22 protein-coding genes are annotated in these 12,378 nt (G+C 59.5%); all 22 read left to right on the forward strand.

Annotated elements, in window-relative coordinates:
* Positions 1 to 2: 2 nt before the first annotated feature.
* A complete protein-coding gene (gene fusA / locus WNZ15_RS08245; protein ID WP_342892474.1) occupies positions 3 to 2,078 on the forward strand; it encodes an elongation factor G in 2,076 nt (691 codons plus the stop codon).
* 47 nt (positions 2,079 to 2,125) lie between these two features.
* On the forward strand, positions 2,126 to 3,316 hold the full coding sequence (gene tuf / locus WNZ15_RS08250) for an elongation factor Tu (RefSeq protein ID WP_342892463.1): 1,191 nt from the start codon (positions 2,126 to 2,128) through the stop codon (positions 3,314 to 3,316).
* A gap of 74 nt (positions 3,317 to 3,390) precedes the next feature.
* Entirely contained in the window at positions 3,391 to 3,699 is a 309-nt protein-coding gene (gene rpsJ, locus WNZ15_RS08255) for a 30S ribosomal protein S10 (protein WP_006936455.1), read from the forward strand.
* Positions 3,700 to 3,722: 23 nt separating this feature from the next.
* Positions 3,723 to 4,433: a 50S ribosomal protein L3 gene (gene rplC / locus WNZ15_RS08260; RefSeq protein ID WP_342892475.1), complete on the forward strand. Its 711-nt coding sequence runs from the start codon at positions 3,723 to 3,725 to the stop codon at positions 4,431 to 4,433.
* A complete protein-coding gene (gene rplD, locus WNZ15_RS08265; RefSeq protein ID WP_342892476.1) occupies positions 4,433 to 5,053 on the forward strand; it encodes a 50S ribosomal protein L4 in 621 nt (206 codons plus the stop codon). Before rplC ends, rplD begins: the two co-directional genes overlap by 1 nt.
* Positions 5,050 to 5,343 carry a 50S ribosomal protein L23 gene (locus tag WNZ15_RS08270; protein ID WP_342892477.1) on the forward strand — a complete coding sequence of 98 codons (294 nt, stop codon included), beginning with the start codon at positions 5,050 to 5,052 and terminating at the stop codon, positions 5,341 to 5,343. Before rplD ends, WNZ15_RS08270 begins: the two co-directional genes overlap by 4 nt.
* A gap of 18 nt (positions 5,344 to 5,361) precedes the next feature.
* On the forward strand, positions 5,362 to 6,195 hold the full coding sequence (gene rplB / locus WNZ15_RS08275; protein ID WP_342892478.1) for a 50S ribosomal protein L2: 834 nt from the start codon (positions 5,362 to 5,364) through the stop codon (positions 6,193 to 6,195).
* Between the two features lie 12 nt (positions 6,196 to 6,207).
* Entirely contained in the window at positions 6,208 to 6,486 is a 279-nt protein-coding gene (gene rpsS / locus WNZ15_RS08280) for a 30S ribosomal protein S19 (protein ID WP_342892479.1), read from the forward strand.
* A gap of 2 nt (positions 6,487 to 6,488) precedes the next feature.
* On the forward strand, positions 6,489 to 6,869 hold the full coding sequence (gene rplV / locus WNZ15_RS08285; RefSeq protein ID WP_342892480.1) for a 50S ribosomal protein L22: 381 nt from the start codon (positions 6,489 to 6,491) through the stop codon (positions 6,867 to 6,869).
* The gene (gene rpsC, locus WNZ15_RS08290) at positions 6,869 to 7,597 is read left to right on the forward strand and encodes a 30S ribosomal protein S3 (protein WP_342892481.1); all 729 of its coding nucleotides are present in this window, start codon (positions 6,869 to 6,871) and stop codon (positions 7,595 to 7,597) included. The genes rplV and rpsC overlap by 1 nt, the downstream gene beginning before the upstream one ends.
* 47 nt (positions 7,598 to 7,644) lie before the next feature.
* The gene (rplP, locus tag WNZ15_RS08295; RefSeq protein ID WP_006936446.1) at positions 7,645 to 8,058 is read left to right on the forward strand and encodes a 50S ribosomal protein L16; all 414 of its coding nucleotides are present in this window, start codon (positions 7,645 to 7,647) and stop codon (positions 8,056 to 8,058) included.
* A 21-nt stretch (positions 8,059 to 8,079) separates the two neighbouring features.
* Positions 8,080 to 8,280, forward strand: a complete 201-nt coding sequence (gene rpmC / locus WNZ15_RS08300) for a 50S ribosomal protein L29 (protein WP_342892482.1) — start codon at positions 8,080 to 8,082, stop codon at positions 8,278 to 8,280.
* Positions 8,281 to 8,290: 10 nt separating this feature from the next.
* A complete protein-coding gene (gene rpsQ / locus WNZ15_RS08305; RefSeq protein ID WP_342892483.1) occupies positions 8,291 to 8,521 on the forward strand; it encodes a 30S ribosomal protein S17 in 231 nt (76 codons plus the stop codon).
* Positions 8,522 to 8,589: 68 nt separating this feature from the next.
* The gene (gene rplN / locus WNZ15_RS08310) at positions 8,590 to 8,958 is read left to right on the forward strand and encodes a 50S ribosomal protein L14 (protein WP_068416160.1); all 369 of its coding nucleotides are present in this window, start codon (positions 8,590 to 8,592) and stop codon (positions 8,956 to 8,958) included.
* Positions 8,958 to 9,275, forward strand: a complete 318-nt coding sequence (gene rplX / locus WNZ15_RS08315; protein ID WP_342892484.1) for a 50S ribosomal protein L24 — start codon at positions 8,958 to 8,960, stop codon at positions 9,273 to 9,275. Before rplN ends, rplX begins: the two co-directional genes overlap by 1 nt.
* Positions 9,268 to 9,825 carry a 50S ribosomal protein L5 gene (gene rplE / locus WNZ15_RS08320; protein ID WP_342892485.1) on the forward strand — a complete coding sequence of 186 codons (558 nt, stop codon included), beginning with the start codon at positions 9,268 to 9,270 and terminating at the stop codon, positions 9,823 to 9,825. The genes rplX and rplE overlap by 8 nt, the downstream gene beginning before the upstream one ends.
* A gap of 21 nt (positions 9,826 to 9,846) precedes the next feature.
* Positions 9,847 to 10,152: a 30S ribosomal protein S14 gene (rpsN, locus tag WNZ15_RS08325; protein WP_342892486.1), complete on the forward strand. Its 306-nt coding sequence runs from the start codon at positions 9,847 to 9,849 to the stop codon at positions 10,150 to 10,152.
* A 12-nt stretch (positions 10,153 to 10,164) separates the two neighbouring features.
* Entirely contained in the window at positions 10,165 to 10,563 is a 399-nt protein-coding gene (rpsH, locus tag WNZ15_RS08330) for a 30S ribosomal protein S8 (RefSeq protein WP_342892487.1), read from the forward strand.
* 41 nt (positions 10,564 to 10,604) lie between these two features.
* A complete protein-coding gene (gene rplF, locus WNZ15_RS08335; protein ID WP_342892488.1) occupies positions 10,605 to 11,138 on the forward strand; it encodes a 50S ribosomal protein L6 in 534 nt (177 codons plus the stop codon).
* A 12-nt stretch (positions 11,139 to 11,150) separates the two neighbouring features.
* Complete coding sequence (rplR, locus tag WNZ15_RS08340) at positions 11,151 to 11,513, forward strand: 50S ribosomal protein L18 (RefSeq protein ID WP_342892489.1); 363 nt, start codon at positions 11,151 to 11,153, stop codon at positions 11,511 to 11,513.
* A gap of 41 nt (positions 11,514 to 11,554) precedes the next feature.
* Positions 11,555 to 12,121, forward strand: coding sequence for a 30S ribosomal protein S5 (rpsE, locus tag WNZ15_RS08345; protein WP_265962079.1), 567 nt, complete (start codon positions 11,555 to 11,557; stop codon positions 12,119 to 12,121).
* A gap of 41 nt (positions 12,122 to 12,162) precedes the next feature.
* On the forward strand, positions 12,163 to 12,360 hold the full coding sequence (rpmD, locus tag WNZ15_RS08350; protein ID WP_342892490.1) for a 50S ribosomal protein L30: 198 nt from the start codon (positions 12,163 to 12,165) through the stop codon (positions 12,358 to 12,360).
* Positions 12,361 to 12,378 lie beyond the last annotated feature (18 nt).

Genomic DNA, 12,378 nt, shown 5'->3' on the forward strand with positions numbered 1-12,378 from the left:
CTATGTCGCGCACGCATAATATCGAGGACTACCGCAACTTCGGCATCATGGCTCACATCGATGCAGGGAAGACCACCACGACGGAGCGGATCCTCTACTACACCGGTAAGAGCCACAAGATCGGCGAAGTTCATGACGGCGCAGCCACCATGGACTGGATGGAGCAGGAGCAGGAGCGTGGCATCACGATCACGTCTGCTGCAACGACCGCTTTCTGGAAAGAAAAGCGCCTGAACATCATCGACACCCCTGGCCACGTCGACTTCACCATTGAAGTTGAGCGGTCCCTGCGTGTGCTCGACGGTGCCGTCGCCCTTCTGGACGCAAATGCCGGCGTCGAGCCTCAGACCGAGACTGTCTGGCGCCAGGCCGACAAATATCACGTCCCGCGGATGATCTTCGTCAACAAGATGGACAAGCTGGGCGCCGATTTCGATCGCTGCGTGAAGATGATCAAGGATCGCCTCGGTGCGAAGCCGCTGGTCATGCAGATCCCGGTCGGTGCGGAAAGCGAATTTGCCGGTCTCGTCGACGTTCTCGAGATGAAGGCCCTCATCTGGCAGTCCGAAAATCTCGGCGCCGCATGGGATGTGGTCGATATCCCGGCCGATCTCGTCGACCGTGCTCAGGAAGCGCGCGATGCACTGATCGAAACGGTTGTCGAAATTGACGAAGCCGTCATGGAAGCCTACCTGGAAGGTGAAGAGCCGGACCTGGACACGATCAAGAAATTGATCCGCAAGGGTACGATCAGCACCGAGTTCGTTCCGGTTTTCTGCGGTTCTGCATTCAAGAACAAGGGCGTTCAGCCGCTGCTTGATGCTGTTGTCGACTACCTGCCGAGCCCGATTGAAGTTCCGGACATCAAGGGCATCGATCCGAAGACCGACGGCGAAATCATCCGCAAGTCTTCCGATGAAGAGCCGCTCGGTCTGTTGGCCTTCAAGATCGCAAACGATCCGTTTGTCGGTTCGCTGACGTTCTGCCGCATCTATTCCGGTGTTCTGAACAAGGGCACGTCCCTGCTCAACACCGTGAAAGACAAGCGTGAGCGCGTCGGCCGGATGATGCAGATGCACTCCAACTCGCGTGAAGACATCGATGTGGCCTATGCCGGCGACATCGTGGCTATCGCGGGTCTCAAGGACACCACGACCGGCGACACCCTGTGTGACCCGCTGAAGCCGGTGATCCTGGAGCGCATGGAATTCCCCGAGCCGGTGATCGAGATCGCCGTCGAGCCGAAGACCAAGAGCGACCAGGAAAAAATGGGCCTCGCGCTCAACCGTCTGGCAGCCGAGGATCCGTCCTTCCGCGTCAAGACTGATGAAGAATCCGGTCAGACCATCATCGCCGGCATGGGCGAGCTGCACCTGGACATCATCGTCGATCGCATGAAGCGCGAGTTCAAGGTCGAAGCGAATATCGGCGCACCTCAGGTGGCTTACCGCGAAACCATCACCAAGTTGGCTGAAGTGGATTACACCCACAAGAAGCAGTCCGGTGGTTCCGGCCAGTTCGCCCGTATCAAGCTGGTCCTCGAGCCGGCCGAGCCGAACGCAGGCTACGTCTTCGAGAGCAAGATCGTTGGCGGCAACATCCCGAAAGAATACATTCCGGGTGTCACCAAGGGTATTGAAAGTGTCATGTCTTCCGGTCCGATCGCCGGGTTCCCGATGCTCGACATCAAGGCAACCCTGATCGACGGCGCCTATCATGACGTTGACTCGTCCGTTCTCGCCTTCGAAATCGCCGGTCGTGCCGGTTTCCGCGAAGGTATCCAGAAGGCCGGTCCGAAACTGCTCGAGCCGATCATGAAGGTCGAGGTCGTCACCCCTGAAGACTACATGGGTGACGTGATCGGCGACTTGAATTCCCGTCGCGGCCAGATTGCCGGAACGGAAAACCGCGGCGTTGTCACGGTCATTACTGCAATGGTCCCGCTGGCCAACATGTTTGGCTACGTGAACAACTTGCGGTCGATGTCCCAGGGCCGTGCCCAGTATTCGATGGTTTTCGATCACTACGAACAGGTGCCGCAGGCGGTCGCCGAAGAGGTTCAGGCGAAATACGCCTGACCCCGACCTCTTGAAGTCATAAAGAAATAGAGAAACGGAGTAATCCGATGGCGAAAGCAAAATTTGAGCGCACGAAGCCGCACGTTAACATTGGCACGATTGGCCACGTTGACCATGGCAAGACGACGTTGACCGCAGCGATCACGATGACGCTTGCGGAAAGCGGTGGAGCCGAAGCAAAAGCCTACGACGAGATCGATGGTGCGCCTGAAGAAAAGGCGCGCGGGATCACGATCTCCACGGCGCATGTCGAGTACGAGACGGAAAACCGTCACTATGCTCACGTTGATTGCCCTGGCCACGCCGACTATGTGAAGAACATGATCACGGGCGCCGCGCAGATGGACGGCGGCATCCTTGTGGTGTCTTCCGCAGACGGCCCGATGCCGCAGACCCGCGAGCACATCCTGCTTGCCCGTCAGGTCGGCGTTCCGGCACTTGTGGTGTTCATGAACAAGGTTGACCAGGTCGACGACGAAGAGCTTCTCGAGCTCGTCGAAATGGAAATCCGCGAACTTCTGTCCTCCTACGAGTATCCTGGCGACGACATTCCGATCGTCAAGGGCTCGGCGCTGGCAGCCGTGGAAAACCGCGATCCGGCCATCGGCCGTGACGCGATCCGCGAACTGATGGCTCAGGTCGACGCCTACATCCCGACCCCGGAACGTCCGAAGGACATGCCGTTCCTGATGCCGATCGAAGACGTGTTCTCGATCTCCGGCCGCGGCACCGTCGTGACCGGCCGTGTCGAGCGCGGCATCGTCAAGGTTGGCGAGGAAGTCGAGATTGTCGGCATCAAGGACACCACGAAGACGACGGTTACCGGCGTTGAAATGTTCCGCAAGCTGCTGGACAGCGGTGAAGCGGGCGACAACATCGGCGCGCTGATCCGCGGTGTTGCCCGTGAAGACGTGGAGCGCGGCCAGGTTCTGTGCAAGCCGGGTTCTGTGACCCCGCACACGAAGTTCAAGGCCGAGGCTTACATCCTCACCAAGGAAGAAGGCGGCCGTCATACTCCGTTCTTCACCAACTACCGTCCGCAGTTCTACTTCCGTACGACGGACGTGACCGGTGTGGTGTCGCTGCCGGAAGGCACGGAAATGGTTATGCCGGGCGACAACGTCTCCGTCGACGTTGAACTGATCGTTCCGATCGCCATGGAAGAAGGCCTGCGTTTCGCGATCCGCGAAGGCGGCCGTACCGTCGGCGCCGGCGTCGTCGCATCGATCATCGAGTAATCGACCGCCGGGCCTGCCGGCAGAACTGAACATGTTACGCGGGCAGGCCCGCAGTCTTATTGGGAACAATAACAATGAACGGTCAGAATATCCGGATCCGCCTCAAGGCGTTTGACCACCGTATTCTGGACGCCTCCACCAAGGAGATCGTCAATACGGCCAAGCGGACCGGTGCTCAGGTACGGGGTCCCGTGCCACTGCCGACGCGGATCGAGAAGTACACTGTGCTTCGCGGACCGCATATCGATAAGAAAAGCCGCGATCAGTTCGAGATGCGCACGCATAAGCGTCTTCTCGACATCGTTGATCCGACGCCCCAGACCGTGGACGCGCTCATGAAGCTCGACCTCGCCGCTGGTGTCGACGTCGAGATCAAGCTTTAAGCCGGGTCGAAGGGAACACATCCATGCGTTCTGGAGTGATCGCTCAGAAAGTGGGCATGACCCGCATCTATAATGATGCAGGCGAGCATGTTCCGGTCACCGTTCTGCGGCTGGAAAATTGCCAGGTGGTAGCCCACCGGACTGACGAAAAAAATGGTTACACTGCACTGCAACTCGGTGCCGGTACCCGTAAAGTCAAAAACACGCCGAAGGCGTTGCGCGGCCACTTTGCCGTTGCAAAGGTCGAGCCGAAGCGGACCGTGGTTGAATTCCGCGTCACCGCGGACAACCTGATCGACGTCGGCTCAGAGCTGACCGCCGATCACTACGTCGAGGGCCAGTTCGTCGACGTGACGGGCACATCCATCGGTAAGGGTTTTGCCGGTGCGATGAAGCGTCACAACTTCGGTGGCGGCCGTGCGACGCACGGTAACTCGATCTCGCACCGTGCACACGGTTCAACCGGTCAGTGTCAGGACCCGGGCCGCGTGTTCAAGGGCAAGAAGATGGCCGGTCACATGGGCGATGCCCGCGTGACCACGCAGAACCTCAAGGTTGTGCGCACTGATGTTGAGCGTGGCCTGATCATGGTCGAGGGCTCTGTTCCGGGCGCCAAGGGCGGCTGGATCCAGGTCCGCGACGCGATCAAAAAGGCGCTGCCGGAAAACGTTCCGGTTCCGGGTGCATTCAAGGCATCCGAAGCGACTGCGGCCGCCGGGAAGGAGAGTGAGTGATGGAACTCCAGGTCAAGACCCTCGCAGGTGGGGCGGCCGGTTCGATCACGGTGTCTGACGAGATCTTCGGTCTCGAGCCGCGCACCGATTTGATCCACCGTGTGGTGCGCTGGCAGCTGGCGAAACGCCAGGCCGGCACCCACAAGACGCTTGGCCGTTCGGAAGTTTCCGGCACGACGAAGAAATTCGTCCGTCAGAAAGGCTCCGGCGGCGCGCGTCACGGCAACAAGAAGGCCCCGCAGTTCCGCGGTGGCGGCAGAGCATTCGGTCCGGTCGTTCGCGATCATGGCCATGAGCTGCCCAAGAAGGTTCGCGCCCTCGGCCTGAAGCATGTCCTGTCGGCGAAAGCCCGGGCGGACAGCATCGTTGTTGTCGAGGATGCCAAGGCAGCCGAAGCGAAGACCAAGGCACTCAAGGCCCAGCTCGAAAAGCTCGGACTGACAAGTGCTCTGGTGATCGACGGCGCCGAGGTTGACACCAACTTCGCACTGGCCTCGCGCAACATTCCGCATCTGGATGTGCTGCCGGTTCAGGGCATCAACGTTTACGACATCCTGCGGGCCAACACCCTGGTGTTGACCAAGGCAGCGCTGTCGGCACTCGAGGAGCGCTTCAAATGAGCAATCTTCCTCACTACGACAAGATCGTCGGCCCGGTAATCACCGAAAAGTCGACGATGGCTTCCGAAGAGAACAAGGTTGTCTTCAAAGTTGCAAATGATGCGACGAAGCCGGAAATCAAGGCCGCAATCGAAGCGTTGTTCGGTGTCAAGGTCACGGCTGTGAACACCCTGGTCCGCAAGGGCAAGGTCAAGCGCTTCCGTGGACGTCTTGGCCGTCAGTCCGACTTCAAGAAGGCCGTCGTAACGCTGCAGGAAGGTCACGGCATCGACGTGACCACCGGGCTCTAAGGCGGGGACTTTAAGAAAATGGCACTTAAGACATTCAACCCAACGTCCCCAGGCCGCCGTCAGCTTGTTCAAGTTGATCGCGCAGGTCTGTGGAAGGGCAAGCCGGTCAAGACCCTTACCGAGGGTCTGTCCAAAAGCGGCGGTCGTAACAACACCGGCCGTCTGACGTCTCCGAACCGCGGCGGCGGTCACAAGCGGACTTACCGTCTTGTCGACTTCAAGCGTCGCAAGTGGGATGTGCCGGCAACGGTCGAGCGTCTCGAATACGATCCGAACCGGACCGCATTCATCGCTCTGATCCGTTACGAAGACGGCGAGCTGAGCTACATCCTGGCGCCGCAGCGCCTGGCTGTCGGCGACGCGGTTGTCGCCGGTGAAAGCGTCGACGTGAAGCCTGGCAATGCCGCGCCGCTGTCACGCATTCCGGTCGGTACGATCGTGCACAACATCGAGCTGAAGCCGGGCAAGGGCGCCCAGATCGCTCGTTCTGCCGGTGCGTTCGTCCAGATCGTCGGTCGCGACCAGGGCTACACAACTCTGCGCCTGATGTCAGGCGAGCAGCGCCGTGTTCTCGGCACCTGCATGGCCACCATTGGCGCCGTGTCCAACCCGGACCACTCCAATGTGAACCTCGGCAAGGCAGGCCGTTCCCGCTGGCTTGGCATTCGTCCGCACACACGCGGTGTTGCCATGAACCCGATCGACCACCCGCATGGCGGTGGTGAAGGCCGGACTTCCGGTGGACGTCATCCGGTTACTCCCTGGGGTAAACCGACCAAAGGCAAGCGCACGCGGCGCAACAAGCAGACCGATAAGTATATCGTCCGCAGCCGTCACGCGCGCAAGAAGTAAAGGACAAGGATCGTGGCACGTTCGATCTGGAAAGGTCCGTTTGTCGACGGGTATCTGCTGAAGAAAGCGGACAAGGTACGTGAGTCCGGCCGGAACGAGGTCATCAAGACCTGGAGCCGCCGCTCGACCGTCCTGCCGCAGTTCGTCGGTTTGACCTTCGGCGTCTACAACGGTCAAAAGCACGTTCCGGTGCTGGTGTCTGAAGACATGATCGGTCACAAGCTCGGCGAGTTTTCGCCCAGCAGGACCTATTACGGACACGGCGCCGACAAGAAGGCGAAGAGGAAGTAACGATGGGCAAGCCGAAGCGTGAGCGGACGCTCGCTGACAACGAGGCTCGGGCAATGACCCGCATGCTGCGCGTTTCGCCGCGCAAGCTGAACCTCGTTGCGGCTTCGATCCGCGGAAAAAAGGTCGGATCCGCGATTGCGGACCTGACATTCTCCCGCAAGCGTATTTCTGATGACGTCAAGAAGACTTTGATGTCAGCCGTCGCAAACGCGGAAAACAATCATGACCTGGACATCGACAACCTCGTGGTTGCCGAAGCTCATGTTGGCAAGGCTTTTGTCATCAAGCGGTTCCAGGCCCGTGCACGCGGACGTGTCGGCCGGATCGAGAAACCTTTCTCGAACCTGACCATCGTTGTGCGTGAACTTGAGGAGACTGCCTGATGGGACACAAGACAAACCCGATCGGCATGCGCCTCGGGATCAACCGCACCTGGGATTCGCGCTGGTTCGCGAACAAGAACGAATACGGTGATCTTCTGCACGAGGATTTCCGCATCCGTGAGTTCCTGCTCAAGGAACTCAAGCAGGCTGCTGTGTCCAAGGTCGTCATCGAGCGCCCGCACAAGAAGTGCCGCGTGTCCATCCATTCCGGTCGTCCGGGTGTGGTCATCGGCAAGAAGGGTGCGGACATCGAGCGTCTTCGCAAGAAGATCGCCGAAATCACCAATTCGGAAGTGCATCTCAACATCGTTGAAGTGCGCAAGCCGGAAGTTGATGCGACCCTGGTTGCCGCTTCGATCGCTCAGCAGCTTGAGCGCCGTGTTGCCTTCCGCCGCGCCATGAAGCGGGCTGTCCAGTCCGCCATGCGTCTCGGTGCCCAGGGCATTCGGATCAACTGCGGCGGCCGTCTCGGCGGCGCGGAAATCGCACGTATCGAATGGTACCGCGAAGGCCGCGTGCCGCTTCATACCCTTCGTGCCGACATCGACTACGGTGTGGCAAGCGCGCATACGGCTTACGGCGTGTGCGGTGTGAAGGTCTGGATCTTCAAGGGTGAAATTCTGGAGCACGACCCGATGGCGTCCGAACGCCGTGCGACCGCTGCTTCCGAAGGACATCAGGGTGATCGCGGCGGACGCCGGGATCGGGGCCGCGAGCGCGCAGCTTAATTCAAGCTGCCTGCCGCTCGTAAGAACAGAAAGACGAGAGAAGAACGATGCTGCAACCGAAGCGCACAAAGTTCCGCAAGCAGCACAAAGGCCGCATTCACGGCTTGTCGAAGGGGGGCACTGACCTCAACTTCGGCGCATTCGGTCTGAAGGCTATGGAGCCGGAGCGTGTTACGGCGCGTCAGATCGAAGCGGCCCGTCGTGCTATGACCCGTCACATGAAACGTGCGGGTCGGGTTTGGATCCGGATCTTCCCGGACGTGCCGGTTTCCTCGAAACCTGCTGAAGTCCGTATGGGTAAGGGTAAGGGTTCTCCGGACTACTGGGCTTGCCGCGTCAAGCCAGGCCGGATCATGTTTGAAATTGACGGCGTGCCGGAAGACATTGCGCGTGAAGCCATGCGTCTTGCTGCCGCCAAGCTGCCGATCAAGTGCCGTTTCGTTCAGCGTATCGGCGAGTAAGGCACGCTAGGAGTTAGAGCCATGAAGGCGACCGATGTACGGGCCAAGACCCCCGACGAGCTCCGCAGTGAGCTCGAGGGCCTGAAGAAAGAGCAGTTCAACCTGCGCTTCCAGAGGGCAACGGGTCAGCTTGAAAACACTGCGCGAGTCCGGCAAATCCGCCGCGACATCGCGCGTATCCAGACGATCATGCGCGAAAAGCGCGTGACGGCGAACGCGTAAGGAGACGGCCATGCCGAAGCGTATCCTGCAGGGCACCGTTGTCAGCGACGCCAATGACAAGACGGTAACGGTGAATGTGGAGCGTCGCTTCACACACCCGCTGCTGAAGAAGACTGTGCGCCGGACCAAGAAGTACCGTGCGCATGACGAAGCAAACCAGTACAAGGTCGGCGACTCTGTTCAGATTGAAGAGTGCTCGCCGATTTCGAAAAACAAACGTTGGACCGTGGTCACCCAGTGACCTCTGTTCATGAGTGAGCATCAGGCGCCCGTGACCCGTGCGCCGATAGAAGAACAAGGCAGCCAGTCATGATTCAGATGCAAACAAACCTCGACGTCGCCGATAATTCCGGCGCGCGTCGTGTCATGTGCATCAAAGTGCTCGGCGGCTCCAAGCGTAAATATGCCAAGGTCGGCGACATCATTGTCGTGTCCGTCAAAGAGGCAATTCCGCGGGGGCGCGTCAAAAAGGGCGACGTGATGAAGGCTGTCGTCGTGCGCACGGCTAAGGATATCCGCCGTCCCGATGGCAGCGTGATCCGGTTCGACCGCAATGCGGCCGTGCTGGTGAACAACAACAAGGAGCCGGTCGGCACCCGTATTTTCGGACCAGTGCCGCGTGAACTCCGCGCAAAGAACCATATGAAGATCATTTCGCTCGCGCCGGAGGTGCTCTGATGGCTGCGAAAATTAAAAAAGGCGACACGGTGGTCGTACTGACCGGCCGTGACAAGGGCAAGTCAGGCGAAGTCATCCAGATGGTGACAGCCGACAACAAGGCCCTGGTTCGCGGGATCAACATGGTCCGCCGCCACCAGAAACAGTCGCAGAACCAGGAAGCTGGTATCGTTGCTAAGGAAGCTCCGATCCACCTTTCCAATCTCGCGCTGATCGATCCCACCGACGGCAAGGCGACCCGTGTCGGCTTCAAGGTGCAGGACGATGGTACCAAGGTCCGTGTGGCCAAGCGCTCGGGAGACCTGATCGATGGCTGAGACCACAAACGTCCCGCGTCTGAAGACGCATTACGATGAAGTCGTGCGCAAGCAGCTTCTCGAGAAGTTCCAGTACAAGAACGTCATGCAGGTTCCGCAGCTGGAAAAGATCGTCCTCAACATCGGTGTCGGTGAGGCGGTAAGCGACTCCAAGAAGGCGCGTATCGCAGCTGAAGACCTGGCGGCAATTGCCGGTCAGAAGCCGGTCATCACCAAGGCGAAAAAGTCCATTGCGACCTTCAAGGTCCGTGAGGGCATGCCGCTTGGTGTCAAGGTGACCCTGCGCCGCCAGCAGATGTTCGAATTCATGGACCGTCTGATCACCATCGCGCTGCCGCGCGTGCGTGACTTCCGGGGCCTGAATCCGAAGAGCTTTGACGGTCGCGGCAACTACGCCATGGGCATCAAGGAACACATCGTGTTTCCGGAAATCGAGTACGACAAGGTCGACCAGATCTGGGGCATGGACGTGATCGTTTGCACGACGGCGCCGACGGATGACGAAGCGCGCGAGCTGCTGCGCGCGTTCAACTTCCCGTTCACGAAGTAACGGGCAAGGAAGGGAACGACGATGGCGAAGAAAAGCGCAATCGAGAAAAACAAGCGCCGCGAGAAGCTTGTCAAGAAATATGCAGAGAAGCGCGGTGCTCTGAAGGCGATGGCTAAAGACGAAAGCCTGACCCTGGAAGAGCGCTACAATGCCCGTCTGAAACTGGCGAAACTGCCGCGGAACTCCGCGCCGAACCGCGTTCGCAACCGTTGCGAAGTGTCCGGCCGTCCGCGCGGTTATTACCGCAAGTTGAGGATGTCGCGTATTGCGCTTCGTGAACTGGGCTCCCTGGGCAAGATCCCGGGCCTGGTCAAGTCGAGCTGGTAAGGAGAAACTCCGATGGCAATTTCTGATCCGTTGGGGGATATGCTGACCCGGATTCGCAACGCGCAGATGCGTCGCAAGAACAAGGTCAATTCACCAAATTCCAAATTGCGCGCGCACGTACTTGATGTGCTCGCCAAAGAGGGTTACATCCGTGGCTACACCACGGTTGAATACGAGGGCGGCAAGTCCGAGTTGGAAATCGAACTGAAGTATTTCGACGGCGAGCCTGTGATCCGCACGATTGAGCGCGTATCCAAGCCGGGCCGCCGGGTGTACTCCTCGGTGCGTAACATCCCGCATGTCTCCAATGGCCTGGGCGTGTCGATCATCTCGACCCCGCGCGGCGTCATGAGCGACCATCAGGCGCGGGATGAAAATGTAGGTGGTGAGGTTCTCTGCCGCGTCTTCTGATGCGGCAGCCTCGCCTTTGAAACAACGACAAGGTTGGTCACATGTCTCGTATTGGCAAAAAGCCAGTCCCCGTGCCAAGCGGGGTAACGGCATCGATCGACGGTCAGACGGTTACGATCAAGGGTCCGAAGGGTGAAAAGTCCTTCGTGCTCAATGATCTTGTTCTGGCCGAAATGACTGATGACGGAATCAAGATTGATCCGCGCAACACCACCAAGCCGGCCCGCTCCATGTGGGGCATGAGCCGGACCATGGTGTCGAACCTGATCACCGGGGTGACGGAAGGCTTCAAGAAAGACCTTGCCATCACCGGTGTCGGTTACCGCGCACAGGTCCAGGGTAAGAACCTTCAGCTGGCTCTCGGTTTCTCCCACGATGTTGTCTATCCGATCCCGGAAGGCATCGACATCGTGTGCGCGAAACCGACGGAAATCAGCATCGCCGGCACCGACAAACAGCGTGTCGGGCAGGTAGCTGCTGAAATCCGGGATTTCCGCCCGCCGGAGCCCTACAAGGGCAAAGGCGTTCGTTATGCGGACGAATTCATCGTTCGCAAAGAAGGCAAGAAGAAGTAACGGATCAGGATCATGGCGAACAGCAAACAAGCTTTCGAGCGCCGCCGCGATCGCGTGCGCCGTTCGATCAAGAAAGCCGCGAACGGTCGTCCGCGCCTTTCTATCTTCCGGTCGTCGAAGCAGATCTATGCCCAGATCATCGACGATGCGCAGGGGCATACGATCGCCTCTGCCTCTACGATCGAAAACGATGTCAAAGGCGGCCTGAAAACAGGCGCCGACGTTGCTGCCGCTGCAGCCGTTGGCAAGCTTGTGGCCGAGCGCGCGGTTGCCGCTGGCGTCAAGCAGGTCGTGTTCGACCGGGGCGGGTACATGTTTCATGGGCGCATCAAGGCGCTCGCTGACGCGGCCCGCGAAGGTGGACTTGAATTCTGACCAGCGCGCGTTGGCGCTCTTAAGAACGGAAGACAGATAATATGGCGAGACAGGATAATCGCGATCGCGACGAGCGAGACAGCGAATTCGTCGACAAGCTCGTTCACATCAACCGCGTTGCCAAGGTGGTCAAGGGTGGCCGTCGTTTCGGCTTCGCCGCCCTGGTAGTGGTTGGTGATCAGAAGGGCCGGGTCGGCTTCGGTCATGGCAAGGCACGGGAAGTGCCGGAAGCCATCCGGAAGGCAACGGAAGCTGCGAAGCGCACGATGATTCGTGTGCCTCTGCGTGAAGGCCGGACCCTGCATCACGATGTGGAAGGCCGTCACGGTGCCGGCAAGGTGCTGCTGCGTGCCGCTCCCGCAGGTACGGGTATCATCGCAGGCGGCCCGATGCGTGCCGTTTTCGAAACACTCGGCGTTCAGGACGTTGTGGCCAAGTCTCTGGGGACTTCGAACCCCTACAACATGGTTCGTGCAACATTTGCAGCGCTGACCAAGGAAGACAGCCCGCGTTCCGTCGCTGCCCGCCGTGGCCTGAAGGTCTCGGTTTTGCAGTCGCGGCGTCGTGACAACACCGATGAAGCGGCTCCGGCTGCTGCCGAGGCTTGACCTTGGCGGCTCCGGTCCCCAGCTGAGAGAAGGTAAGTTCCATGGCGAACACCGAAAAGACTGTTACGGTCGAACAGACCGGCAGCCCGCTGCGCCGTCCGAAGGACCAGCGCGCGACGCTTGTCGGCCTCGGCCTGAATAAGATGCACCGCCGTTCCACACTGAAGGACACTCCCGAAGTGCGCGGCATGATCAGCAAGGTCCAGCATCTCGTCCGCGTCGTCGAAGACAACGCTTAAGGCCGGGGTGAGGAGAAA

The sequence above is a fragment of the Roseibium sp. AS2 genome, from assembly GCF_038900065.1.
GTDB lineage: Bacteria > Pseudomonadota > Alphaproteobacteria > Rhizobiales > Stappiaceae > Roseibium.

Coding starts and splice junctions, on each gene's coding strand:
- rpsH (WP_342892487.1), top strand. CDS start 10,165: ATGGCAATTTCTGATCCGTTGGGGGATATGCTGACCCGGATTCGCAAC.
- rplP (WP_006936446.1), top strand. CDS start 7,645: ATGCTGCAACCGAAGCGCACAAAGTTCCGCAAGCAGCACAAAGGCCGC.
- rplC (WP_342892475.1), top strand. CDS start 3,723: ATGCGTTCTGGAGTGATCGCTCAGAAAGTGGGCATGACCCGCATCTAT.
- rplX (WP_342892484.1), top strand. CDS start 8,958: ATGGCTGCGAAAATTAAAAAAGGCGACACGGTGGTCGTACTGACCGGC.
- rpsN (WP_342892486.1), top strand. CDS start 9,847: ATGGCGAAGAAAAGCGCAATCGAGAAAAACAAGCGCCGCGAGAAGCTT.
- tuf (WP_342892463.1), top strand. CDS start 2,126: ATGGCGAAAGCAAAATTTGAGCGCACGAAGCCGCACGTTAACATTGGC.
- rpmD (WP_342892490.1), top strand. CDS start 12,163: ATGGCGAACACCGAAAAGACTGTTACGGTCGAACAGACCGGCAGCCCG.
- rpsQ (WP_342892483.1), top strand. CDS start 8,291: ATGCCGAAGCGTATCCTGCAGGGCACCGTTGTCAGCGACGCCAATGAC.
- fusA (WP_342892474.1), top strand. CDS start 3: ATGTCGCGCACGCATAATATCGAGGACTACCGCAACTTCGGCATCATG.
- rplB (WP_342892478.1), top strand. CDS start 5,362: ATGGCACTTAAGACATTCAACCCAACGTCCCCAGGCCGCCGTCAGCTT.
- rplV (WP_342892480.1), top strand. CDS start 6,489: ATGGGCAAGCCGAAGCGTGAGCGGACGCTCGCTGACAACGAGGCTCGG.
- WNZ15_RS08270 (WP_342892477.1), top strand. CDS start 5,050: ATGAGCAATCTTCCTCACTACGACAAGATCGTCGGCCCGGTAATCACC.
- rplF (WP_342892488.1), top strand. CDS start 10,605: ATGTCTCGTATTGGCAAAAAGCCAGTCCCCGTGCCAAGCGGGGTAACG.
- rplR (WP_342892489.1), top strand. CDS start 11,151: ATGGCGAACAGCAAACAAGCTTTCGAGCGCCGCCGCGATCGCGTGCGC.
- rplE (WP_342892485.1), top strand. CDS start 9,268: ATGGCTGAGACCACAAACGTCCCGCGTCTGAAGACGCATTACGATGAA.
- rpsC (WP_342892481.1), top strand. CDS start 6,869: ATGGGACACAAGACAAACCCGATCGGCATGCGCCTCGGGATCAACCGC.
- rpmC (WP_342892482.1), top strand. CDS start 8,080: ATGAAGGCGACCGATGTACGGGCCAAGACCCCCGACGAGCTCCGCAGT.
- rpsE (WP_265962079.1), top strand. CDS start 11,555: ATGGCGAGACAGGATAATCGCGATCGCGACGAGCGAGACAGCGAATTC.
- rplD (WP_342892476.1), top strand. CDS start 4,433: ATGGAACTCCAGGTCAAGACCCTCGCAGGTGGGGCGGCCGGTTCGATC.
- rpsJ (WP_006936455.1), top strand. CDS start 3,391: ATGAACGGTCAGAATATCCGGATCCGCCTCAAGGCGTTTGACCACCGT.
- rplN (WP_068416160.1), top strand. CDS start 8,590: ATGATTCAGATGCAAACAAACCTCGACGTCGCCGATAATTCCGGCGCG.